This window comes from Gemmobacter sp. 24YEA27, from assembly GCF_030052995.1.
GTDB lineage: Bacteria > Pseudomonadota > Alphaproteobacteria > Rhodobacterales > Rhodobacteraceae > Pseudogemmobacter.
Map to the genome: position 1 here is coordinate 2,291,839 of NZ_JASJPW010000001.1, position 21,522 is coordinate 2,313,360.

The following is a 21,522-nucleotide window of genomic DNA, read 5'->3' on the forward strand; positions in this document are numbered from 1 at the left end:
ACATGCTTTCAAGAACCGCCAATAACCTTTACTGGATCGCACGTTACATGGAGCGCGCCGATACGGTCGCGCGGCTGCTGGATGTGGGCAGCCGCATCTCGCTGATCCCCTCGGAACATGGCTATCGCAGCGAATGGGACAGCCTGTTGCAGGCCAGTGGCATGGCCGAGGGCTTCACCGCCAAATATGGCGACCCGGTGCAGCGCAATCTGGAATCCTGGCTGTTTTTCGACCGTGACAACCCGTCCTCCGTCGCCAGCTGCCTGACGGCTGCGCGGGAAAACGCCCGCATCGTGCGCACAGCCATGACCGCCCAGGTCTGGGATGCGCTGAACATGGCCTTTCAGGAATTGCGCCAGCTTGAGCGGCTGGAACGCTCGACCCTCGACCAGTCCACGCTGACCGATTGGGTCACGCGGCAATCAGCGCTGGTGAGGGGCGCGATCGACGCCAATCTTTTGCGCGACGACGGCTATAACTTCCTGAATCTGGGATATTATCTGGAACGCGCCGACAATACCGCCCGGCTTCTCGACGTGAAATATTACGTGTTGCTGCCGCGACTGGATTTCGTGGGATCGGGGCTCGACAATTATCAGTGGTCGACGCTGTTGCGGGCCATGGGCGCGCAGCGTGCCTTTCACTGGGCTTATGGCGGCGAAATCACCGCCGGCAAGATCGCCGATTTCCTGATCCTGAACCGCCAAAGCCCGCGCGCCCTGATCACCTGTATCGCGGGCGCGGACAATCACCTCGCGCGGCTGGCGAAATGCTACCGCAAGGACGGTGCGGCGCAGGAGCGGGTGCGCGCCATGCTGTCAGACCTGGAGAGCGAGACGATTGATCGCATCTTCGATGAAGGCCTGCACGAATACCTCTCGCGGTTTATCGGATCCGTGGCAGAGCTTGGGTCTGTCATCCATGAGGTCTATCTGGGCGGAGAAATCAGCTGATGCGCCTGAGCGTCGATCACATCACCCGATACAGCTATGAACGCCCGGTCAGGGGCCTTGTGCAAAGCCACCGGCTGACGCCTTCGGTGTTTCAGGGCCAGAGGGTGATCTCATGGGAGATCTCGGTCAAAGGCTGCGATGCGGCGGCGGTCAGAGGGGCCGAGTTCACCGATGGCGCCGGCGACCGCATCCAGGGCTGGAGCATCGCCGGGCCGCTGACGGACCTGTCAGTGACCGTGCGCGGACTGGTAGAGACCTCTGACACTGCCGGTATGCTGAAAGGCTACCGCGAGATGATCAACCCCTGCGCTTATAAGCGCGAGACCGCGATGACCGCCGCTTCGGCGGCGCTCTCGGATCTGGCAGAAGGCGTATCGGATGCCGGGGGGCCGCTTGCTCTGGCGCATGGCTTATCGGCTGCGGTGACCGGGGCCATCGCCTACCATCCTGGTGTGACTGATGCCCATACCTCGGCATCAGAAGCGCTCGCCCTGGGCGAGGGGGTCTGTCAGGACCATGCTCATGCGCTGATCGCGCTGGCGCGGCTGCGTGACCTGCCGGCGCGCTATGTGTCGGGCTATCTTTTCGCCGACGCATCGGGCGCCGCGCATGAGGCCGCCCATGCCTGGGCCGAGATCCATGTGCCGGGTCTGGGCTGGATCGGCTTTGACCCCGCGAATGCCTGCTGCCCGGATGAACGCTACATACGCCTTGCCTCTGGCTTTGACGCCCGCGATGCTGCCCCCATTCGCGGCATCGCCCGCGGCGGCCAGGCGGGCGATGAAGCGATGGATGTCACGGTTGCGATCCTTTCTTCTGATCAGTAGTGTCCTGCGGGTGAATTAATTTTCCGGTGAGAAATGACCTACTGTGTCGGCCTTCTGCTCAACCAGGGTATGGTATGCCTGTCCGATACCCGCACGAATGCGGGGCTCGACAATATTTCCACCTATCGCAAGATGTTCACCTTTGAGGTGCCGGGCGAGCGGGTGATCGTGATCATGACGGCGGGATCGCTTTCCGTTACTCAGACCACCATCGCGCGGCTGCATGAGGCGATGGATGACGAAATCGCAACGCCGGAAACCTCGATCACCCTGGCGCCGACCATGCTGAAAGTGGCGCAGCTGGTGGGGAATACGCTGGCTGCGGTGCGGCGTGAGATCGACGAGAAACTCTCGATGAGCCAGGGCGCCTCGGCCTCGATGATCGTCGCGGGGCAAAGGAAGGGCGGCGGTATGCGCATGTTCCTGATCTATCCCGAGGGGAATTTCATCGAAGCCACCGATGACACGCCCTTCCTCCAGATCGGCGAACATAAATACGGCAAACCGATCCTGGACCGGGTGGTCCGGCCGGAAACCGGGTTGCAGGACGCACAGAAGGCGGTGCTGCTGTCGATGGATTCAACCCTGCGCTCGAACCTTTCGGTGGGAATGCCGCTCGATCTGGCAGTGATTGAAAAAGACGCGCTGCAAGTCACGTCGCGGCGCCGGATCGAAGCCGGGGATGAAGGCTTCCGCGCCATGAGCGAGGCCTGGTCCAATGCGCTGCGCGACGGCTTTACCCGGATCGCGGTCTGACCTGTTCGGGTGACGTAGCGGCAAGCTGTCACGCTTTTGCGCAAATACTGTATCCGGGTCTTCACATAGACGCTGCAGGTGCATAGCTTTCTGGAAACTGCAGGAGAAACGACTCATGCCGAATCTCGTCCGCCTCTATATTCAATCCGTCGCCATCGGGTTTGGATTGTCCGCAGGGTTCGTCGCCGCCATGCTCTGGACCAATGTCGCGGCCGTGGGCGCGCTGATTGGCGGGGCAGGCGCGATGGGTTGGGTGGCTGTCGCGATGCTGGTGATGTTTTTCGGCGTTCTCTTTTCGGGCGTGCAATTTGCAATCCGCGTCATGATGCTGTCCGAACAGGATGACACGCCGCGCGGCGCCCTGCGTCAGCAGATGATCCCGATCCGGATCGAGGCGCGGGCCGAACAGCAAAAGCGCCAGCCGCGCCGCTGATCCGTCAGCCATCAGCTTAAGAAGCCCGCCGCGTCACCGCTGGCGGGCTTTTCTTTGGCTGAGGCGTGCCAGCTGGGGCGGGAAGAGGTGGCGGGCCCGCAGCGGCCGTGGGTGGTCTCGATATCCCGAGAGCCAGAGGTCTCAGGTGGGAACCAGGTATCCGGACCAGGATCCGGGCAGAGCCAGCCCCCATTCATATGCTTATCGGCCACTGGGTTATGGACCCCTCACGCGAAGAGCAGCACCCGCCGCTTTCATATCTAGGGCTGCGGGGGCAGTAGTGCAAGTCCGCCGCTGGCCCGGTTCGGCTATTGCTTGCGGCAGGCCGGAAGACTGGACAAATGTTTACTGTTTGTTCATGTTGGGGCGATGGACAACCTGATGCATCGCCTGACCCTGGCTGAAATCCCCGAAGTCGCCCCTGATCTCTTGCCCCTGCAGGCGGGTCAGCGCATCGCGCGCGGGGTTGCGCGGCTTTTGTGCAGCCACGGATTTGCACCGGTTGCGGAAATGCCGCTGGCTGGCAAGCTGCGCGCGGATGTGATGGCGATCGGGCCAAAGGGCGAGGTCTGGATCGTCGAATGCAAATCCTGCCGCGCGGATTTTCGGGCGGATCGCAAATGGCAGGGCTATACCGCCTGGTGCGACCGTTTTTTCTGGGCGGTCGGACCTGATTTCCCGCAAGAGATCCTGCCCGAAAACGACGGCCTGATCCTCGCTGACGCGTTCGGGGGCGAGATCATCCGTATGTCTGATGAGACACCGCTGGCGCCCGCCCGGCGCAAAGTGGTCAGCCGCGATTTTGCCCGTTATGCCGCCTTGCGCCTGCTCGCCTTGCGCGATCCGCTGCCCTGAGGCGCAAGGCAAATTTCTTAAAAGAAATTTGTCCGGTTTCTGTGCAGAAACCGGTCTGCTGGCCCGCCGGATCAGAACAGGCCGAGCTGGTCGCCTCTGGCAAAGGGCACCCGGAAAAGATCACAGCGCAGCGCCGGCTGCGGCGCGTCCAGGCCCAGTTTTGCCGCCGCGCGGCGGAAGCGGTCGGCAATCAGCCGCGACCAGAGGCCTTCGCCCTTCATCCTTTTGCCGAATGTGGCGTCATAATCTTTGCCGCCATGCATCTCGCGCACCCTGTTCAGCACCTTGGTCGCGCGCCCGGGCTCGGCCCGTTCCAGCCAGTCGCGAAACAGCCCCGCCACCTCCTGCGTCAGCCGGAGCGAGATCCAGCTGGCGCTGGTCGCGCCGGCCTCCTTTGCGGCGTCCAGCAGTGGCTCGATCTCATGATCGGTCAGGCCAGGGATGACCGGCGCCAGCATCAGCCGCACCGGGATGCCGGCCTCGCTCAGCCGCCGGATGATCTGTAATCTGCGGGCAGGCGCCGGCGCGCGGGGCTCCATCTTGCGCGCAAGCGACTGATCCAGCGTGGTAATCGAGATGCCCACCCGGACGAGACCCTCCGCCGCCATCGGGGCGAGAAGGTCGATATCGCGTTCGATCAGCGTGCCGCGGGTGGTGATCGCCAGCGGGTGGCGAAAGGCCGACAGCACCTCGACCACCTCACGTGTCACCCGGTACTGCGCCTCGCCCGGCTGCCAGGGATCGGTATTGGTGCCAAGCGCGATCGGCGCGACCTTGTAGCTTCTGGCGCGAAGTTCGCGATCCAGCACCTGGCCGATCCCCGGTTTCGCGACGAGCTTTGTCTCGAAATCCAGCCCCGGCGAAAGGTTGAGATAGGCATGGGTCGGCCGCGCGAAACAATAGACGCAGCCATGTTCGCACCCGCGCCAGGGATTGACCGAGCGGTCAAAGGGCAGGTCGGGCGAGGCATTGCGGCTGATCGCCGATTTCGGCACTTCGCGGCTGATTTCCGTCTGCACCAGCGCGTCATCTTCGACCATATCCCAGCCGTCGGACAGCGCCTCGCGCTGATGCGGCTCATAACGGCCGGCCTCGTTGAGACCGGCACCACGTGCCCTGACGCGCTGCCCCGGCAAAAGACCGGGCAGCGGTGTGGTCACAGGGCTGGAAGGGCGGGGCGCTGGCACGGTGGGATTCCCTGAAAATTCTGGAACAAAAATAGAACAAGTGCGGGTGAAGAAAAGGGGGAAACGTGCGGAAGTCGGCTTTCTCTTCGCTAGTGTCGCAAACATCTGAGTGGAAGTGTCGTTTTCAGCCCATTGAAAGAGGAACGAACTCTCTCCGCTGGAGCGCCCCATGGCCGATGACGACGAAATCATCCTCTCGGAACTTCCCGATGACGAGCTGGTCCTGCAGATGCATGATGACCTCTATGACGGCCTGAAGGACGAGATCGAAGAGGGGACCCGCATCCTGCTGGACCGCGGCTGGACGCCCTATGACGTGCTCACCCGGGCGCTGGTGGCCGGCATGAAGATCGTCGGCGATGATTTCCGTGACGGGATCCTGTTTGTGCCTGAAGTGCTTTTGTCCGCGAATGCAATGAAGTCGGGGATGACCATCCTCAAGCCGTTGCTGGCGGAAACCGGCGCGCCGCGCATGGGCAAGATGGTGATCGGCACCGTCAAAGGCGACATCCACGACATCGGCAAGAACCTTGTCGCGATGATGATGGAAGGCGCCGGCTTCGAGGTTGTGGATCTGGGCATCAACAACTCAGTGGAAAAATATCTCGAGGCGCTTGGTACGGAAACGCCTGATATCCTTGGGATGTCGGCGCTTCTGACCACCACCATGCCCTATATGAAAGTGGTGATTGATACGCTGAAGGAAAAAGGCATGCGCGAGGACTATATCGTGCTCGTGGGGGGGCGCCGCTGAACGAGGAATTCGGCAAGGCGATCGGTGCGGATGCCTATTGCCGCGACGCAGCAGTGGCGGTCGAGACCGCGAAACAGCTGGTCGCGCGGCGGCACAATCAACTGAGCGCCTGAGACTTCCCCGAACATCAACAGGCTCCGGCGCAATCCGGAGCCTGATTTGCTTTCGGGCTTGCGCAGGCCCGTCTGCGACCCCAGATTTAGCAGGTGGAGGGTTGTGAAAATGCCATTGACGTCCTTTCTCGGGCTGATTGCCCTTGTGATCCTTGCTGCTGGTCTGACGCTTTCGCTGGCGCTGAGCCTTGGTGTGCCGTTGCCGGCGATTGCCCTGGTGGCGATGCTCGGGAGCCTCGCCCTTGGCATGAAGCGGTGGCACTGAAACCCGGTGACGGTCGGGGCCTGACGCTCAGGCCGGCCATATCGTGTCCGGTTAAATTGAAAATCGGAGGCCTGTGATGGAAAGGCCGAACCTGCCTTCAGAAGAGGTTCTCGTCCCAGGCGAGGTGGCGAGCCAGGGCGAGGGGCGGATCCTGTTGATCGCCTGCGGCGCGCTGGCGCGCGAGATCCTTGATCTGAAACGCGCCAATGGCTGGACCCATCTCGATCTGCAATGTCTGCCCGCCAATCTGCATCTCTGGCCCGATAAGATCACCGCTGCGGTCGAAGCGGCGGTCCTTGCCTCTCGGGACAGCTATTCCTGGATTTTCGTGGTTTATGCTGATTGCGGCACGGGCGGCCAGCTCGCCGCGCGCTGTGCCGAGCTGGGCGTCGAGATGGTGGCAGGCCCGCATTGCTATTCGTTTTTCGAGGGCAATGAGAGTTTTGCGGCGCGGTCGGAGGAAGAGTTTACCGCCTTTTATCTCACCGATTTTCTCGTGCGGCAATTCGATGCTTTCGTGTGGAAGCCGATGGGGCTCGACCGGCACCCGGAATTGCGCGACATGATCTTCGGGAATTATGAAAAGCTGGTCTATCAGGCGCAGACCGATGACCCGGCGCTGGATGCGAAGGCGCAGGATTGTGCAGCGCGGCTGGGCCTGGTCTATGAGCGTCGATTTACCGGATATGGCGATCTGGCGGGGGCGCTTGCCCGGCTGGGGTGAGGCGCGGTGGAGGTGGCGAACTCGGACGAGGCGTCGCCGAGTACGTCTCGCGCGCCATGATCCGGGGGGGCATCGAGGCGACCGGTTTCGATCAGCCGCGCAAGGGACCGGCAGCGCTAGGAAGGCGTGCCGCGGTGAGCCAAAGACCGCAAGCTGGTGCCTGCTTTTCTGTTCTTATCGACCTTCATGCGCGCGGCGGCCAGGCCGAACTGCACATGGCCTCCCGGCGGGGGCAGAGAGCGCGATGAGCTATTGGTCGTGGCCTCGATCCTTAGCGCGCCGACACTGACATGGGCGCCGCCGCCCAGAGCAATGATGTTTTTGGCTGCGGTGCTGCTGGTGGCGTTGAACCGGGCCTTGGCTCCAGGGGACAGTCTTGAACAGCCCCGGGCCTCCTGGACGCCGTCGTGTCTCATCTTCTGCTGCCGTTCGAACCCGCATGGCGACAGCTTCCCGTTCTTTGCATGCTTCCGTTTGCATAACATCCCGATGTAATCGAACACGTCCTGCCTGGCGGCTCTCTGGTCTGGTTTCGGTTCTTAGGGAACATGCCCGGGAGCCGGGGGAACATGCCCGGGAGCCGGACAGCGTCGTCGATCCCGATGCCCAGGGACCAGTGAAATAGCTGGTTGCAATCCATTTGCTCCATGAGCTGAGACCCGGACCGTGTTGGGCAGAGGATCTGCAGCAGTCTGACCCGGATCAGTCGGTCCGGCGTGACTGAGGGGCGCCCTCGCTTCCACAGAGCCGGCCGAACTCGGCATCGGGCGAGCGCAGCGCATCGTTGACGACGGCCCGGCTCTTGCGCTGCGGTTGCCGTGGCGGGATGCGCTCCTCGGGGTCGACGTCGCTGAACAGAGATCCCGTCGTTTTGTCCGATCCGCGCATAGCCACCCTATTCTTGCCCTGAGGGACCTCAGTTGCCAGCGTAGTCTTACGCGTCGTTGTCAAACGGCCTGATGCTGTCGTCGATGGACATACTCATCGCCACTTTCTCCCTTGTAGCATGAGCAGGAGGCCAAAGGTTCGATACGCCAGCGGCTTTCCGGACAAGAACCCACAGGCGAGGATGAAGGGCGCGAAGACCCGATCCCCGGCTTTCCAGTGTGCCAGCGGGCCGCTTCGATGACCTCGCGGCAATATTCATGGCCGGGCATGTCGTCTGGCCTGACATTCGGGTGTTCGCTCCCCCAGCCATGCGGGTCTGAGCGGCAGAAGCCGCAGGTCAGCAACTTCCGTACAACACCCTCCTCGTCGCAGGCAGGATCGGGAAAGGATTCAATCGAAAGCGAAGCCCGGAATTCGCGGATAACGCGCGACAGGCATGTCAGGTCCAGGGCTTCTGGAAATGCTGCAGACAATAGACGCGGATCGCCGAGGCGAGACCTTCCTCCGGGCGCCGTGTTTCGTCGATTTCAGACGCCAGGGCGTTGACAGAGCAGGGCCTGGCATATGCAATTTCCAGGAAAGCCTGCCAGAATTCCGGCTCCAGCGTGACACTGGTGCGGTGGCCGCGCAGCGTGAGTGAGTGTTTTTCCGGACCAGCCATGTCTAAGGCTAGCAAGCGCCGGGCAGGGGCGCCAGCCGGAGTTTTGCGAAACTCCGGCACGATTTCTGGACAGAAATCGTTTCAGACGATGCGGCGGAGCGGTTCGCTGTTGCAAAAGATCACGAATTGCCCGGCGTTTTCCACCACCGGGAAGCCACGTCTTTTCATTTCCGACAGGAACCAGGCGCGCCCGGCAAAGCGTTCAATATCGCGGACCTTGCGGCGGATCACGCCGCCGCTGCGGGCGGCCTGGGATGAAAAGAGATGCAGGGTCCAGGTCTCTCGGCTCAGATGATCTGAGGAATCGATCATGGTGTACCTCCTGCCGGAGGCTGCACTGATCCGGGTTAAACGGGGGTTAATCCTGATCGGGATCTGATCCGGCTGCCGGATCCGCCTGGGGATTTGGATCTCGCCGGTGCTGATCGAGTTCGCGGGTGGATTTCTCCCCCCGCGCCAGTTCAGCCGCGCGCTCTGACAGGCTGCGACCGAATTTCGCGGCATTGGTGTCAGCCTGCGCCCGCTTTTCGCGGCGCGCCCGATCCTTACGGACGCGGTTCAGGTTGACGAGGTCTGCCATCAGTCTTTCGGACCGATCATATCTTCCGGACGCACGATGCGGTCGAAAGTCTCGCCATCGACAAAGCCCAGTGCAATCGCCTCTTCGCGCAGGGTCGTGCCGTTCTTATGCGCGGTCTTGGCCACTTTCGTTGCATTGTCATAGCCGATGGTGGGCGCCAGCGCCGTCACCAGCATCAGCGATTCCTTCATCAGCTTTTCGATCCGGGGAATATTCGCCTGGGTCCCGACCACCATGTTATCGGTGAAGGAGCTTGCCGCGTCGCCCAGAAGCTGGATCGACTGCAGCACATTATAGCTCATCATCGGGTTATAGACGTTGAGCTCGAAATGGCCCTGGCTGCCGGCAAAGGTCACCGCCGCGTCATTGCCCATGACATGGGCGCAGACCATGGTCAGCGCCTCGGCCTGGGTCGGGTTGACCTTGCCCGGCATGATCGAGGATCCCGGCTCATTCTCCGGCAGAATAAGCTCTCCCAGCCCCGAACGCGGGCCTGAACCCAGCAGCCGCAGATCGCTTGCGATCTTGTAAAGCGACGCCGCCACCGTTTTCAGCGCGCCCGAGAAGAAGACCATGGCGTCATGGGCAGCCAGCGCCTCGAATTTGTTCGGGGCGGTGACGAAGGGCAGGGAGGTGATCTTCGCGATTTCGGCGGCCACAGCGACATCATAGCCCTTGCGGGTGTTCAGCCCGGTGCCGACAGCGGTGCCGCCCTGGGCCAGTTCGTAGATATGCGGCAGGGCAAGGTTGACGCGCTCGATCCCGCGATCCACCTGGGTCGCATAGCCCGAGAATTCCTGCCCCAGGGTCAGCGGCGTTGCATCCTGGGTATGGGTGCGGCCGATCTTAATGATGTCTTTGAACTCAGCCGATTTTGCCCAGAGCGCTTTGGCGAGCTTCTCGAGCCCTGGCAAGAGCACATCGCGCGTATGCATCCCGATCGCGACATGCATCGCGGTCGGGAAAGTGTCATTTGACGACTGGCCCATATTCACATGGTCATTCGGGTGAACCGGCTTTTTCGAGCCCAACACGCCGCCGAGGATCTCGATCGCGCGGTTCGAGATCACCTCATTCGCGTTCATATTCGACTGGGTGCCCGATCCTGTCTGCCAGACCACCAGCGGGAAATTGTCGTCGAACCTTCCGTCGATCACTTCCTGCGCGGCTTGCGCGATGGCGCCGACCAGATCGGCGGACAGATCGCCCTGGGCCGCATTGACCGTCGCCGCCGCCTTCTTGATCACGCCGAGGGCGCGGATGATCGGCACCGGCTGCTTTTCCCAGCCAATCGGGAAATTGATGATCGAGCGCTGCGTCTGGGCGCCCCAGTATTTATCCGCGGGGACGTCCAGCGGGCCAAAGCTGTCGGTCTCGGTACGGGTCTCAGTTCGGGTCGCAGCCATGCGTGCCTCCTGCAAGTTCTCGGGGATTGCTGTAGCGCAGCATGGCAGCGGAAATCAATCGGTATGCCATTGTATGCGAAGTTGGTTCGCGGTCGGACCCCAGAACCGAAAAGGCACCCGCGCGGGGTGCCTTGTTCAAAGCGGTGTCGAAACCGGGTCGTCTGAAAACCGGACTTGATCTCTGGTCTCAGAGGTTTTTCTCAGGCGCCCCAGCTGCGGACCGCGCCGCAATCCATATGGACAAAGTCCGAGCGCGAATAGCGACCGACACCGCCAGCTGCACAGGCCGCAGCCGCACGTGCCATCTGGTTCACCGAGCGTGACTTCAGCCGCAGATCGGCAGCCTGGCCTACGAGATGCAGCGAGTTCTTGGCCACCCCGCCCGATTGCGAGCGCAGCATCGCATTGGTCTTGGCGCTGCGAAAGCCAGAGAGCAGCATGTAAGATTCGCTCACATCCATCAGCCGATGTGCCGCAGCCATGATATCGACATTGCGCGGATCCATCTGCTTGACGTCGCCCGTGCGCCAGTCGCGCATGAAGTGATTGATTTCCTTCAACACTTCCGGAATGTATTTGCCTTCGATCCAGTAGATCGTATCGATGCTTTCGCCTGTACGGCCCGAATACATCCGGATGCGGCGGATATCGCCTGCACCTTTCAGCACGCCAAAAGCATTGGAATAAGTTGGCGCGGCAACCACAGCCGTAGCCGCGAACACGCCCAACAGCCCGCGACGCGAGATAAGGTTCGATGTGTTTTCAGTCATAGCCTGTCCCGTAGATTAGTCTTGTCGACTGCCTGAGCGGCAGCTTCTCCTGCACGTTCACCTTCGGCTGGCGCATTTGCCTGCGCCCTTCCGGATGCATGGTCTGTATGGCACATCATGATTCGAAGCCCAAGCAAAGATTGCCTTCGGTTCCCCACTCAACCGCCGATAAGCAAAAAATCGCTGAATTCCTGACTGGGGGTCAGCGTGGCTCTGCTGCAACTATGACCTAAAAACCGGCCCGGGTCTGTCGGGTTGGCGCAATATGGTGCCCGATGGACAGGATTGTGAATGGACATGGTGTCCAAATCACTGAATCTAGCTGAAGCCGAAGCTTTTCGCATGTTTACGAGGTTGCAGATGCCGATTTCCCTCCCCGGTCCTGGTCTGAAAACGGGGGTGCGAGGCCTTCTTTCTTCGGTGGCGCTTGGGTTTGTGCTGGCAGTCGGGCTGGTATCGGCAGGTCAGTCAGTCGCAGCAAAGTCCACGGCATTTTCACAATCGCTCGCCGTTGCTGCGGCGGAAGATGAAGAGGTCGCAGCCTGGTATCGCGATACTGCATATGACACGCTCTGGACCGGGCCTGAGGATGCGACCCGCCGCCAGGCGCTTATCGCCGCGCTTGAGACCGCCGGGGATCACGGGCTGCCGGTCGCACGCTATGATCTGGCCGGGATCCGCGCCGCGCTGGCCTCGGCCCGGACCGAGGGCGATCTGGGCCGGCTTGAAGTTAAGATGACACGCGCCTGGCTTGACTGGGCCCGGGATGTCAGTTCGGGCGCGCTGGATCCGGCCAAAATCGATTCCACCATCGTGCGCGAGATCACCCGGCCCGATCCCTACGCTTTGCTGCGCGCGGTCGCCACGCGCGACCCTGCCACGGTGGCACGTCGGCTGCTGCCCGATTCCGACGCTTATGTGCAGCTGATGAAGACGCGTTTTGACCTTGAGGAGCTGATCGCTTCCGGGGGCTGGGGGCCGCAGGTGCCCGGGGGCGCGCTGGAGCCAGGTGCGACCGGCGAGCGTGTGGTGATCCTGCGCGACCGGCTGATCGCGATGGGCTGGCTCTCGCCCACGCCGACCGCGGTTTATGACCGCATGGTGCAAAACGCGGTGATGAATTTCCAGCGGGCGCATGGTTTGCCCGCTGATGGCGTGGCCGGCGGCGATACCCTGGCCGAGATCAACAAAGAGCCCGAAGACCGGATGAAATCCGTGCTTGTCGCGATGGAACGCGAGCGGTGGATGGATATCGACCGCGCAGGGCGGATGATCTGGGTCAATCTGACGGATTTTTCGGCCGAGATCATTGATGACGGGCGGGTGACTTTCCGCACGCGCTCGGTGATCGGGCGCGAGGAGATGGACCGCCGCACGCCGGAATTCTCGGATATGATGGATCATATGGTGGTGAACCCGTCCTGGGGGGTGCCGCGCTCGATCATCGTGGGGGAATATCTGCCGCTTTTGCGCTCGAATCCGAATGCGGTCAGCCATATGCAGATCGTGGACAGGAATGGCCGCGTCGTGCCGCGTGGATCGGTGAATTTCGCGGGCTATACCGCGCGCAGCTTCCCCTTTGGCATGCGTCAGCCGCCGGGCGACAATAATGCACTTGGCAAGGTCAAGTTCATGTTCCCTAATAAGTACAACATCTATCTGCATGATACGCCTGCAAAATCTCTGTTTGCCCATGATAAGCGGGCTTATAGCCATGGCTGTATCCGGCTCGCCGATCCTTTTGATTTTGCCCATGCCCTGTTCCGCAACCAGGCGCCGGAAATCGAAAGCGAGTTTAACCAGACTCTCAAGGGTGGTCGGGAAACGCCTGTAAAGCTTGAGAAAAAAGTGCCGATCCATCTGGTCTATTTCACGGCCTATCCGCAGGGGCATGGCGTGATGGGCTATAGGCGTGACGTTTACGGCCGCGACGCCAAGCTCTGGTCGGCGCTCAGCGCCGAAGGGGTGGTCGCGCGGACGGTTTCGCAGTAACTGTCGCTTCGGGTTCCGGAGGGATTTGCGATGGCTGAGCATAGTATTGGCGAGATTGCAGCCGCACTTGACGCGGTGGCCGAAGGCGATCTGACGATCCGCGTCTCTGAGGCCTCCGAGCCGCAGGCTGCCGGGCCGCAAAGCCTCGCCTTAGCGATGGATCCGCGTTATGCGGGCCGGTTCTCTGAGGGCCGGGCCCGCGCCGCCGTGGTCTGGCCGGGGGCCGACTGGCGCGCGATGGGGCTTGAGGCCGCGATTTTCGCGCCGCGCGGGCGGCTGGCGATGGCGGGGCTCACGCATCTGATGGATCCGGGGCCGGAGATCGCGCCGGGCATCCACCCGATGGCAGTTGTTCATGAGACGGCACAGATCGGCGAGGGTGCGGCGATAGGCCCCTTCGTGGTGATCGGGCGCGATGTGGTCCTGGGCGCCAGGGCCCGGATCGCAAGCCATGTCTCGATCGCCGAAGGCGCGCGCATCGGCGATGATGCGATGATCCTGCAGGGCGCAAAGATCGGCGCACGCGTCACCATTGGCGCGCGGTTTATCTGCCAGCCCGGCGCGGTGATTGGCTCGGACGGGTTCTCCTTCGTCACGCCCGAGAAATCCGGCGTCGAAGAGATCCGCGAGACGCTCGGCCAGCGCGACCAGATCCTGGCGCAAAGCTGGACGCGGATTCATTCGCTGGGCGCTGTGACCATCGGCGATGATGTCGAGATCGGCGCAAATACCTGCATCGACCGCGGCACCATCCGCGACACCACCATCGGGCGCGGCACCAAGCTCGATAACCTCGTTCATGTCGGCCATAATGTGCAGATCGGCGAGGACAGTCTGATCTGCGGCCAGGTCGGTATTGCCGGCTCGTCAAAGATCGGCAGCCGCGTGGTGCTGGCCGGGCAGGTTGGCGTGAGCGACAATATCTTCGTCGGTGATGATGTGATCTGCGGTGGCGGCACCAAGATTTTCACCAATGCGCCGGCGGGGCGGGTGCTTTTGGGCTATCCGGCGGTGAAGATGGAAACCCATGTCGAGATCCAGAAATATCTCCGCCGTCTGCCGCGCCTTGCCACGCGGGTCGCCGCGCTGGAAAAACTGACCTCCGGCACTGATGCCGGGACGGAAGACTGAGGGTCAGCCCGATGAGCCGCAGCGAGACAGGGCGCCAGGTGATCGCGATCCTCGCCGCCCAGGCGCTGGCCGATCCTGCCGGCATAAGCGAAAGCGACCGGCCCGAGGATCTGGGCCTTGACAGCCTCGGCCTTGTAGAGGCGATTTTCGCCATCGAGGAGAGGTTCGACATCTCGGTTCCTTTCAACCCGAATGACCCGGGGCAGGCCGGACCGGAAGATCTGGACGTCTCGGATATCGGCGGCATAATTCGCGGCATCGAGGCGCTGATCGCGGCACAAAGACCTGTCGGGCACCTATGAGACGGGTGGTCATCACCGGCGCGGGAACGGTGAATGCGCTGGCCCATGATCTTCCCGGCACTTATGCGGCGCTGGCGGCGGGGCGCTCGGGCATCGGGCCGCTGGAATTTCGCGATGCAGACCGGCTGACGATCCGCATCGGCGCGCAGATCCGGGGCTGGGCCTGGGATCAGGGCCTGACCCCGCAGGAACAGTCGCTTTACGACCCCTTTACCCGCTACGCGCTTGCTGCGGCAGAAGAGGCGCTGGCCATGGCCGGGCCGGGCGCTGCAGAAGGGGCGGGGGTGCTGATCGGTTCGGCCTCGGGCGGCATCCATACCTGGGAAGAAAACTACCGTGCGGTGTTCGAGGGTGGCCGGAACCGCGTGCCGCCGCTGACGGTGCCGCGCCTGATGATGAACGCCGCCGCCTCGCATATCGGGATGCGGCACGGGCTGACCGGACCGACTTTCGCAGTATCTTCGGCCTGTTCCAGCTCAAACCATGCGATTGGCCAGGCCTTCCGCCTGATCCGCGACGGGTATGCACCCGCAATGCTGGCAGGGGGCGCCGAGGCGATGCTGTGTTTCAGCGGCATCAAGGCCTGGGAGGGGCTCAGGGTGCTGTCACCTGACGGGTGCCGCCCGTTTTCCGCCAGCCGCAATGGCATGGTGATGGGCGAGGGGGCGGCGGTCTTTGTGCTGGAAGACGAGACCCGCGCCCGGGCGCGCGGGGCGCAGGTATTGGCCGAGATTTCCGGGTTTGGCATGACGGCGGATGCGGGCGATATCGTGGTGCCCTCGGTCGGCGGTGCGGCGGGCGCGATGCGGGCCGCACTGGCAGAGGCCGGTCTTGCCCCCGAAGAGATCGGCTATATCAACGCCCATGGCACCGGCACCCGGGTCAATGACCGCAATGAGGTTGCGGCGATCCGTGAGGTGTTCGGGGCGGCCGCGGGGCTTATGGTTTCTTCGACCAAGGCGGCGCATGGTCACGCGATTGGCGCGACAGGGGCACTGGAACTGATTGCCTGCCTGATGGCGCTGGACCAGGGCGTGATCGCACCGACGCTGGGCCTGGACCGCGCCGATCCCGATTGTGACCTTGACCATGTCCCGAATGAAGCACGCCGCGCCCTGACGGGCGCGGCGCTTTCGAATTCCTTTGCCTTTGGCGGGCTGAACGCGGTGCTTGCGCTGCGCGCGGCCCGCTAAGGTCCTTACTCGGCGGCAGCCGGAGCCGGGGCAGGCGCTGCGGCAGCGGCAGCTGCATCGGCTTTCACATTGGCCGCGACCATTGCGTCATAGCCCGAGGTGAAGCCTTTCAGCGAAACGTCGAGGCTGACTTTCTGATCCGGGGCCACGAAAGGCGAGATCGCGAATTTCGCGGTTGCGCCCTTTTTAAAGCCGGCGATTTCTTCGGCGGTGAAACCGATCCGCGCCACGCATCCGATCTGAGTGCAGACGGTGAACGGATAGGCGCGCGGCTTTGCGGTATCGACCGTCAGCTGCATCCCTTCGGTCAGCAGGGTTTCCAGCGGAGCGATGAAGTTCGCGCCGGCAACCGCCGGGCCGGGGGCGCCTGCGGGCAGCGAGAAGATCGCGAGTTCGGCCACCGGCGAACCATCCGCGTCCTTCAGCAGCTGGTAAAGCTGGCAGGGATCGGCTTCGAGGCCAACGCGTTCGCAGCGCAGCTCCCATTTCTCATGGGTCGATGCGGTGTAGATCGCGCTCTGACCGCCGATCTCGGAGCCCATCGACAGATCGCCGCCTGCGGCCGGTTGCCCGGCTGCCGCGCCGGATTCTGCCGGAGCGGTGGTTTCTGCGGCGGTTTCAGCGGGTGCCTCAGTCGTGTCCTGTGCGATAGCGGCAAGGGGGCTGCCGAATGCAAGTGCAAGAGCGAGAAGCGAGATACGCGGGTTCAACATATAGTCATGTCCTTTGAACGGTGACTGTAGCCGGTGGAAATTTGCCTGGCTGCCGCAGGCTGAATATCACGCTGAAATGGCAGTGTCAGGTCTCATTTGCGCGACCGGCGGCGGGTTATTGCCGGACAGTGTGCCGGCAAATGAGGTTGCAACCCTGGATATGGTAGTGACCTCAGCACCAGGACTTGCGCAGATGGACTGGAACAGGGGCGATGGTCACCCGGCTGAATGCCGGCCTGTGCCGGGAAATGGGCGGGCGCAAAAAAAACAAAGGGCCGGAATTACCGGCCCTTTGCATGCGCTGCGGGGCGGGCCCCTTACGCTTATATTTTTTGCTCCCTGTCGGACTGGCCGACTTCACGTAAAGGGACGCTAAGCAGCTTTCTGCACTGCGTCAACAGGAAATCTGTTACATCGGGCGGCCAGAGACAGAGAAAAAAATCTAACCATTTGGTCAGGATTTCTGTGATTTTGTGCCATTGCCGGCTCGGTTCTGCGCGGGCGAAGCCGGGGCGGAGAACCTGCCTTGCGAGTGCGCGCCGCGAGATATCCGGCCGGCGTCCTGCCGGCATCCGGCCCGGCGAGAACGAGGCTGGTTTTGACTGCGGAACAGGGTAAGGTCCATGCCGCAATGAGAGGTCGGAAACGGCAGATCTGAAATGGTATGGCCGCCGTTGCCTGCCCGGATCGCAGGCCCCAAGACAGGAGTTTACCCGGTGACAGCACAGATTGATCCAGCCACAGCCGCCGCAGCGCAGGACCGGATTTTCCTGGGCGGAGGCGGTGAGAGCTATGGTGTCGCGCAGGAGCTGCTGCTGAAATACGGCAACCGGCACGGGCTGATCGCAGGGGCAACCGGGACCGGCAAGACGGTGACGCTCCAGGTGCTGGCCGAGGGTTTTGCGGCGGCGGGCGTGCCGGTGTTCCTGTCGGATATCAAGGGCGATCTTTCGGGGATCTGCCAGCCGGGCGATCCGGCGGCAAAGACCCATGCCGCTTTTGCGGCCCGGGCCGAAACCATCGGCCTTGATCTGGCCTATCGGGCTTTCCCGGTGCTGTTCTGGGATCTCTTTGGCCAGCGCGGCCATCCGGTGCGTACCACCGTCGCCGAGATGGGGCCCTTGCTATTGTCGCGGCTGCTGGAGCTGACCGAGGTGCAGGAAGGCGTGATGAATGTCGCCTTCCGACTGGCCGATGACGAGAAACTCGCGCTTCTCGATATGAAGGATCTGCGCGCGCTTCTGACCTTTATCGCGGAGAATTCCGCCGAGATCTCTTCAACTTACGGCCTGGTCTCATCGCAATCGGTGGGCGCGATCCAGCGCCGGCTTCTGATGCTGGAAAACGAGGGGGCGACCCATCTCTTTGGAGAGCCGGCGCTGGAGCTCGCGGATCTCATGACCGTGGATCCCGGCGGGACGGGGCGGATCTCGATCCTTGTCGCGGATAAGCTGATCAACAGCACGCGGCTTTATGCGACCTTTCTTCTGTGGCTTTTGTCCGAGCTGTTCGAGGCGCTGCCGGAGGTGGGTGACCCGGATAAGCCCAAGCTCGTCTTTTTCTTTGACGAGGCGCATCTTCTGTTCAATGACGCGCCTAAGGCACTGATTTCGCGGATTGAACAGGTGGCGCGGCTGATCCGGTCAAAGGGCGTCGGCGTCTATTTCATCACGCAAAATCCGGCCGATGTGCCCGATACTGTGCTGGGCCAGCTGGGCAACCGGGTGCAGCATGCGCTGCGCACCTTCACCGCCAAGGACCAGACCGATCTGGCGCGGGCCGCACGCACCTATCGCGCCAATCCGCGCTTTCCGATCGAAGAGGCGATCCGCGAGGTTGGCACCGGCGAGGCGGTGACCTCACTGCTGGAGGCCAAAGGCGTGCCGGGCATGGCCGAGCGTACCCTGGTCCGCCCGCCCTTCAGCCGGCTTGGGCCGGCGGAGGAAAGCGCAAGGGCGGCGGCTTTTGCCGCCTCGCCGCTGGCCGGGAAATACGACACCGAGATTGACCGCGAAAGCGCATTTGAGATTCTGCGCGCGCGCGCCGGGAAGGCGGCGGTGGAAGCGTCACGTTCGGAAGAGGCGGTGGAGGGCAGCGCTGAGGGCGAAGCGTTCAGCCGTGGCAAGCGCTATGGCGGTGAGAATTCTTCGCGTCGCTATGAGGCGCCCTCCAGGACGACAGAGGAGGCTCCGAAGAAAAAGAGCAGTTCTTCTCGGTCGGATTCGGTCGGGGAGGCGTTCGCCAAGAGCTTCGCGCGCCAGCTGGGCAGCAAGAGCGGCCAGGCTGTTGTGCGTGGCGTGCTGGGGACGATCTTCGGCAAGCGCTGAGGCGGGGATATAATCGGGCTGCTGGCTGAGGGGCTGGCCGGGCATGCCTCCGGCGGGAGTATCCGGGCCAGGATCAGACGCCTGAAGCAAATGATGCGAGGCTTTTGGTTCTGTGCTTTGCCCGGTCCGCGCATTTGCCTTGTGAGCGCCCGTGCACCGCAGGGCGCTGACCTGTCATCCAAAGCAGACCTGTACCGCAGAGGTGGGGGATTCCACCTTTGCTTTGCTGTCTGGCCCGGCCTATTGCTTGGCAATCACGTGTTCAGGAGGTCGGCAATGCGGCAAGCTACAGCTCTGGCGATGATGGCGGTGGTCGGGATTTCGCTCCCGGCGCTGCCCGCTCTGGCGCGGGAATTGGGCAATGAGGTGACCGGCAACTGGGCAGGTACTGCGGCCGATGGCTTCTGGTTCCGCGCGCAGCTGGAGACCCAGGCCGATCTGGCGGCGCTCAAGATCTGGAACGGTATGGGGGCGGTGCCGGATCGCAGTGACGCGCCAGAGCTGGACGTCGCCGATTTTGCCGTTGCGGCCTTTGCGACCTCGCAGCGACTGGAAGTGATCGAGACCCCGGATAGCAGCACACTGCAGGTGATCACCGAATTCGCCGATGAGGAGGGCGAGGGGCGCGAGGTTGTAGAGATCCGCTATATCGACTCTCAGTATACGATTGTCGGCTATGCGCTGGAGGCTTCTTTCCAGGGCTTCGACGGCCCGGCCGAAGAGACGCAATGTGTGGTCGACACCCTGGCTGGCCGTGTGGTCGAGAATGGCAGGATGCGCAACCTGCCGCCCCTGGACCACGCGGCGCTGAATGCGAGTGGCTGGGGCGAGGCGGCGGCCTTTGAGCGCGGCTGGTGCAGCCGGTCCGGCGAGGCTGGCTGAGGTCAGCCCTGTTCCGGGGGCTGCGGGGCAGCAGGAAATAATTTGATCAAATTTCTTGAAGCCGGTCGGGATTGCTCCTATCCTGCCAGGCGAAGGCGCCAGGCGCCTGCTGATTCTTCCTGACGGAAAGGGTGGTCACCATGAATATGATCAACAACAACACGCCCACGGCCGAGCTGCAAAAGCTTGACGCGGCGCATCACTTCCACCCTTTCACCGATAAGGCGGCGCTGGCGAAAAAAGGCGCACGGGTGATCCTGCGCGGCGAGGGCTGCTGGCTGACGGATTCGGAAGGGCATCGCATTCTGGACGGGATGGCGGGCCTTTGGTGCGTCAATATCGGCTATGGCCGCAAGGAACTGGCTGAGGTTGCGGCGCGCCAGATGATGGAGCTGCCCTATTACAACACCTTCTTCCAGACGACGCATGTGCCGGCGATTGCGCTGGCGGCAAAGCTTGCGGAACTGGCTCCGGGCGATCTGAACCATGTGTTCTTTGCCGGCTCGGGATCCGAGGCCAATGACACCAATATCCGCCTTGTCCGCCGCTATTGGCAGGTCAAGGGCCAGCCGGAAAAGCAGGTGATCATCGCGCGCTGGAATGGCTATCACGGCTCGACCATGGGCGGCGGCAGCCTTGGCGGCATGAAGCCGATCCATGCCCATGGCGGCAAGATCGACGGTGTCGAGCATATCAACCAGCCCTATTGGTGGGGTGAGGGTGGTGACCAGGACGAAGACGCCTTCGGCCTTGCCCGCGCGCAGGAACTGGAAGCGAAGATCAATGAGATTGGCGCCGACAAGGTTGCGGCCTTCATCGGCGAGCCGGTGCAGGGCGCGGGCGGCGTGATCATCCCGCCGAAAACCTATTGGCCGGAAATTCAGCGGATCTGCAAGAAATACAATATCCTGCTGATCGTTGATGAAGTGATTACCGGGTTTGGCCGCACCGGAAACTGGTTCGGCAGCCAGACCTTTGACATCAGGCCTGACATCATGACCATCGCCAAGGGCCTCTCCTCGGGCTATGCGCCGATCGGCGGTTCGATCGTGTCGGATGACGTGGCCGAGGTCGTCGGCTCGGGCGGCGATTTCAACCATGGCTATACCTATTCGGGCCATCCGGTTGCGGCTGCTGTCGCACTGGAAAACCTGCGCATCATGCAAGACGAGAATGTGGTCGAGCATGTGCAGAAAGTCGCCAACCCCTACCTCGCGGAACGCTGGGCGGCGCTGGCCGATCACCCGCTGGTGGGCGAGACGAAACTTGTCGGCCTGATGGGGTCGCTGGTGCTGACCCCGGACAAGGCGAGCCGGGCGCGCTTTGCCTCGGAAGAGGGTACCGTCGGTCTGCGGGCGCGCGAGCGTTGCTTTGCCAATGATCTGGTGATGCGCCATGTCGGCGACCGCATGATCATCTCGCCGCCGCTGGTGATCACGACGGCCGAGATTGACACGCTGATCCAGCGCGCGACCAAGTCGCTGGATGAATGCTATGCGGGGCTGCAAAAAGACGGGCTTATGGTCGCGAAAGCGGGCTGATCGCCTGGCAATGGCAAGGAAGGCGGGCTGGCTGGCCCGCCTTTTTTGATGCGCTGCCGGCAATCGGGGTCAGCCTGTCCGCAGCTGCGCCGCCCGGGGAAAAAATGCCATACTTCCAGGACAGGAATGGCCTGTGTTGAGCCGGCAGATCTGCGCTCTTGCAAGCGCAGGCCGTGATGCGGGATGCAGAAAATTTCTCTTAAGTTTGTGGCAATTTAAGGAGAACCTCGGCCCTACAGCGGACACCGCGCGAGGCTGGTGCCCGGGAT

Annotated in this window: 21 protein-coding genes and 3 pseudogenes; 15 read left to right on the top strand and 9 right to left on the bottom strand. The window is 62.5% G+C overall.

Going from position 1 to position 21,522, the window contains the following annotated elements:
* Positions 1-2 precede the first annotated feature (2 nt).
* From QNO18_RS11445 to QNO18_RS11465, 5 genes are all read left to right on the top strand, one after another.
* On the top strand, positions 3-953 hold the full coding sequence (locus QNO18_RS11445; RefSeq protein WP_283177760.1) for an alpha-E domain-containing protein: 951 nt from the start codon (positions 3-5) through the stop codon (positions 951-953).
* On the top strand, positions 953-1,780 hold the full coding sequence (locus QNO18_RS11450; protein ID WP_283177761.1) for a transglutaminase family protein: 828 nt from the start codon (positions 953-955) through the stop codon (positions 1,778-1,780). The genes QNO18_RS11445 and QNO18_RS11450 overlap by 1 nt, the downstream gene beginning before the upstream one ends.
* Before the next feature lie 33 nt (positions 1,781-1,813).
* Positions 1,814-2,536 (top strand): proteasome-type protease, encoded by a 723-nt coding sequence (locus tag QNO18_RS11455; RefSeq protein ID WP_283177762.1) that lies wholly within the window; start codon positions 1,814-1,816, stop codon positions 2,534-2,536.
* Positions 2,537-2,651: 115 nt separating this feature from the next.
* Entirely contained in the window at positions 2,652-2,969 is a 318-nt protein-coding gene (locus QNO18_RS11460) for a hypothetical protein (RefSeq protein WP_283177763.1), read from the top strand.
* A 381-nt stretch (positions 2,970-3,350) separates the two neighbouring features.
* Complete coding sequence (locus tag QNO18_RS11465) at positions 3,351-3,824, top strand: MmcB family DNA repair protein (RefSeq protein ID WP_283177764.1); 474 nt, start codon at positions 3,351-3,353, stop codon at positions 3,822-3,824.
* Positions 3,825-3,895: 71 nt separating this feature from the next.
* Here the strand turns inward: QNO18_RS11465 and QNO18_RS11470 are convergent, their stop codons facing one another.
* Complete coding sequence (locus QNO18_RS11470) at positions 3,896-4,984, bottom strand: PA0069 family radical SAM protein (protein WP_283178792.1); 1,089 nt, start codon at positions 4,982-4,984, stop codon at positions 3,896-3,898.
* A 196-nt stretch (positions 4,985-5,180) separates the two neighbouring features.
* Between QNO18_RS11470 and QNO18_RS11475 the strand changes: the two are divergent.
* The 3 genes and pseudogenes from QNO18_RS11475 to QNO18_RS11485 all read left to right on the top strand — a co-directional run bounded on the left by QNO18_RS11475 (position 5,181) and on the right by QNO18_RS11485 (position 6,867).
* Positions 5,181-5,878, top strand: a pseudogene (locus QNO18_RS11475) (B12-binding domain-containing protein).
* 109 nt (positions 5,879-5,987) lie between these two features.
* Positions 5,988-6,143 carry a hypothetical protein gene (locus QNO18_RS11480; RefSeq protein ID WP_283177765.1) on the top strand — a complete coding sequence of 52 codons (156 nt, stop codon included), beginning with the start codon at positions 5,988-5,990 and terminating at the stop codon, positions 6,141-6,143.
* Between the two features lie 76 nt (positions 6,144-6,219).
* Entirely contained in the window at positions 6,220-6,867 is a 648-nt protein-coding gene (locus tag QNO18_RS11485; protein ID WP_283177766.1) for a DUF1638 domain-containing protein, read from the top strand.
* Between the two features lie 398 nt (positions 6,868-7,265).
* On the opposite strand, the pseudogene QNO18_RS11490 reads toward QNO18_RS11485, so the two are convergent.
* The 7 genes and pseudogenes from QNO18_RS11490 to QNO18_RS11520 form a co-directional block, all read right to left on the bottom strand.
* A pseudogene (locus QNO18_RS11490) lies at positions 7,266-7,382 on the bottom strand (IS3 family transposase); the annotation flags it as partial.
* Between the two features lie 68 nt (positions 7,383-7,450).
* Positions 7,451-7,755 (bottom strand): annotated as a pseudogene (locus QNO18_RS11495) (transposase); the annotation flags it as partial.
* A 439-nt stretch (positions 7,756-8,194) separates the two neighbouring features.
* Positions 8,195-8,416, bottom strand: coding sequence for a ribbon-helix-helix domain-containing protein (locus QNO18_RS11500; protein ID WP_283177767.1), 222 nt, complete (start codon positions 8,414-8,416; stop codon positions 8,195-8,197).
* An 81-nt stretch (positions 8,417-8,497) separates the two neighbouring features.
* A complete protein-coding gene (locus QNO18_RS11505; RefSeq protein WP_283177768.1) occupies positions 8,498-8,728 on the bottom strand; it encodes an N-(5'-phosphoribosyl)anthranilate isomerase in 231 nt (76 codons plus the stop codon).
* Positions 8,729-8,774: 46 nt separating this feature from the next.
* Positions 8,775-8,996: a DUF4169 family protein gene (locus QNO18_RS11510; RefSeq protein ID WP_283177769.1), complete on the bottom strand. Its 222-nt coding sequence runs from the start codon at positions 8,994-8,996 to the stop codon at positions 8,775-8,777.
* On the bottom strand, positions 8,996-10,402 hold the full coding sequence (gene fumC / locus QNO18_RS11515) for a class II fumarate hydratase (RefSeq protein ID WP_283177770.1): 1,407 nt from the start codon (positions 10,400-10,402) through the stop codon (positions 8,996-8,998). Before fumC ends, QNO18_RS11510 begins: the two co-directional genes overlap by 1 nt.
* A gap of 200 nt (positions 10,403-10,602) precedes the next feature.
* Complete coding sequence (locus tag QNO18_RS11520; protein WP_092897246.1) at positions 10,603-11,172, bottom strand: DUF882 domain-containing protein; 570 nt, start codon at positions 11,170-11,172, stop codon at positions 10,603-10,605.
* A gap of 399 nt (positions 11,173-11,571) precedes the next feature.
* Between QNO18_RS11520 and QNO18_RS11525 the strand changes: the two genes are divergently transcribed.
* The 4 genes from QNO18_RS11525 to QNO18_RS11540 are packed head-to-tail and all read left to right on the top strand — an operon-like array spanning position 11,572 to position 15,790.
* On the top strand, positions 11,572-13,164 hold the full coding sequence (locus tag QNO18_RS11525) for a L,D-transpeptidase family protein (protein WP_349293857.1): 1,593 nt from the start codon (positions 11,572-11,574) through the stop codon (positions 13,162-13,164).
* A gap of 30 nt (positions 13,165-13,194) precedes the next feature.
* The gene (locus QNO18_RS11530; RefSeq protein WP_283177772.1) at positions 13,195-14,295 is read left to right on the top strand and encodes a UDP-3-O-(3-hydroxymyristoyl)glucosamine N-acyltransferase; all 1,101 of its coding nucleotides are present in this window, start codon (positions 13,195-13,197) and stop codon (positions 14,293-14,295) included.
* A gap of 11 nt (positions 14,296-14,306) precedes the next feature.
* Entirely contained in the window at positions 14,307-14,597 is a 291-nt protein-coding gene (locus QNO18_RS11535; RefSeq protein ID WP_283177773.1) for a phosphopantetheine-binding protein, read from the top strand.
* Positions 14,594-15,790: a beta-ketoacyl-[acyl-carrier-protein] synthase family protein gene (locus QNO18_RS11540; RefSeq protein ID WP_283177774.1), complete on the top strand. Its 1,197-nt coding sequence runs from the start codon at positions 14,594-14,596 to the stop codon at positions 15,788-15,790. Before QNO18_RS11535 ends, QNO18_RS11540 begins: the two co-directional genes overlap by 4 nt.
* 5 nt (positions 15,791-15,795) lie before the next feature.
* On the opposite strand, the gene QNO18_RS11545 is transcribed toward QNO18_RS11540, so the two are convergent.
* A complete protein-coding gene (locus tag QNO18_RS11545; protein WP_283177775.1) occupies positions 15,796-16,503 on the bottom strand; it encodes an invasion associated locus B family protein in 708 nt (235 codons plus the stop codon).
* A 716-nt stretch (positions 16,504-17,219) separates the two neighbouring features.
* On the opposite strand from QNO18_RS11545, the gene QNO18_RS11550 reads away from it, so the two are divergent.
* The 3 genes from QNO18_RS11550 (at position 17,220) to QNO18_RS11560 (ending at position 21,253) form a co-directional block, all read left to right on the top strand.
* On the top strand, positions 17,220-18,830 hold the full coding sequence (locus tag QNO18_RS11550) for a helicase HerA-like domain-containing protein (protein WP_283177776.1): 1,611 nt from the start codon (positions 17,220-17,222) through the stop codon (positions 18,828-18,830).
* 276 nt (positions 18,831-19,106) lie between these two features.
* Positions 19,107-19,712: a hypothetical protein gene (locus QNO18_RS11555; RefSeq protein WP_283177777.1), complete on the top strand. Its 606-nt coding sequence runs from the start codon at positions 19,107-19,109 to the stop codon at positions 19,710-19,712.
* Positions 19,713-19,852: 140 nt separating this feature from the next.
* A complete protein-coding gene (locus QNO18_RS11560) occupies positions 19,853-21,253 on the top strand; it encodes an aspartate aminotransferase family protein (RefSeq protein WP_283177778.1) in 1,401 nt (466 codons plus the stop codon).
* The last annotated feature ends 269 nt before the right edge of the window (positions 21,254-21,522 follow it).

Bases quoted from the DNA above. Each gene is read 5' to 3' on its own strand.
- QNO18_RS11445 (WP_283177760.1), top strand. From the start codon at position 3: ATGCTTTCAAGAACCGCCAATAACCTTTACTGGATCGCACGTTACATG.
- QNO18_RS11450 (WP_283177761.1), top strand. From the start codon at position 953: ATGCGCCTGAGCGTCGATCACATCACCCGATACAGCTATGAACGCCCG.
- QNO18_RS11455 (WP_283177762.1), top strand. From the start codon at position 1,814: ATGACCTACTGTGTCGGCCTTCTGCTCAACCAGGGTATGGTATGCCTG.
- QNO18_RS11460 (WP_283177763.1), top strand. From the start codon at position 2,652: ATGCCGAATCTCGTCCGCCTCTATATTCAATCCGTCGCCATCGGGTTT.
- QNO18_RS11465 (WP_283177764.1), top strand. From the start codon at position 3,351: ATGCATCGCCTGACCCTGGCTGAAATCCCCGAAGTCGCCCCTGATCTC.
- QNO18_RS11480 (WP_283177765.1), top strand. From the start codon at position 5,988: ATGCCATTGACGTCCTTTCTCGGGCTGATTGCCCTTGTGATCCTTGCT.
- QNO18_RS11485 (WP_283177766.1), top strand. From the start codon at position 6,220: ATGGAAAGGCCGAACCTGCCTTCAGAAGAGGTTCTCGTCCCAGGCGAG.
- QNO18_RS11500 (WP_283177767.1), bottom strand. From the start codon at position 8,416: ATGGCTGGTCCGGAAAAACACTCACTCACGCTGCGCGGCCACCGCACC.
- QNO18_RS11505 (WP_283177768.1), bottom strand. From the start codon at position 8,728: ATGATCGATTCCTCAGATCATCTGAGCCGAGAGACCTGGACCCTGCAT.
- QNO18_RS11510 (WP_283177769.1), bottom strand. From the start codon at position 8,996: ATGGCAGACCTCGTCAACCTGAACCGCGTCCGTAAGGATCGGGCGCGC.
- fumC (WP_283177770.1), bottom strand. From the start codon at position 10,402: ATGGCTGCGACCCGAACTGAGACCCGTACCGAGACCGACAGCTTTGGC.
- QNO18_RS11520 (WP_092897246.1), bottom strand. From the start codon at position 11,172: ATGACTGAAAACACATCGAACCTTATCTCGCGTCGCGGGCTGTTGGGC.
- QNO18_RS11530 (WP_283177772.1), top strand. From the start codon at position 13,195: ATGGCTGAGCATAGTATTGGCGAGATTGCAGCCGCACTTGACGCGGTG.
- QNO18_RS11535 (WP_283177773.1), top strand. From the start codon at position 14,307: ATGAGCCGCAGCGAGACAGGGCGCCAGGTGATCGCGATCCTCGCCGCC.
- QNO18_RS11540 (WP_283177774.1), top strand. From the start codon at position 14,594: ATGAGACGGGTGGTCATCACCGGCGCGGGAACGGTGAATGCGCTGGCC.
- QNO18_RS11545 (WP_283177775.1), bottom strand. From the start codon at position 16,503: ATGTTGAACCCGCGTATCTCGCTTCTCGCTCTTGCACTTGCATTCGGC.
- QNO18_RS11555 (WP_283177777.1), top strand. From the start codon at position 19,107: ATGCGGCAAGCTACAGCTCTGGCGATGATGGCGGTGGTCGGGATTTCG.
- QNO18_RS11560 (WP_283177778.1), top strand. From the start codon at position 19,853: ATGAATATGATCAACAACAACACGCCCACGGCCGAGCTGCAAAAGCTT.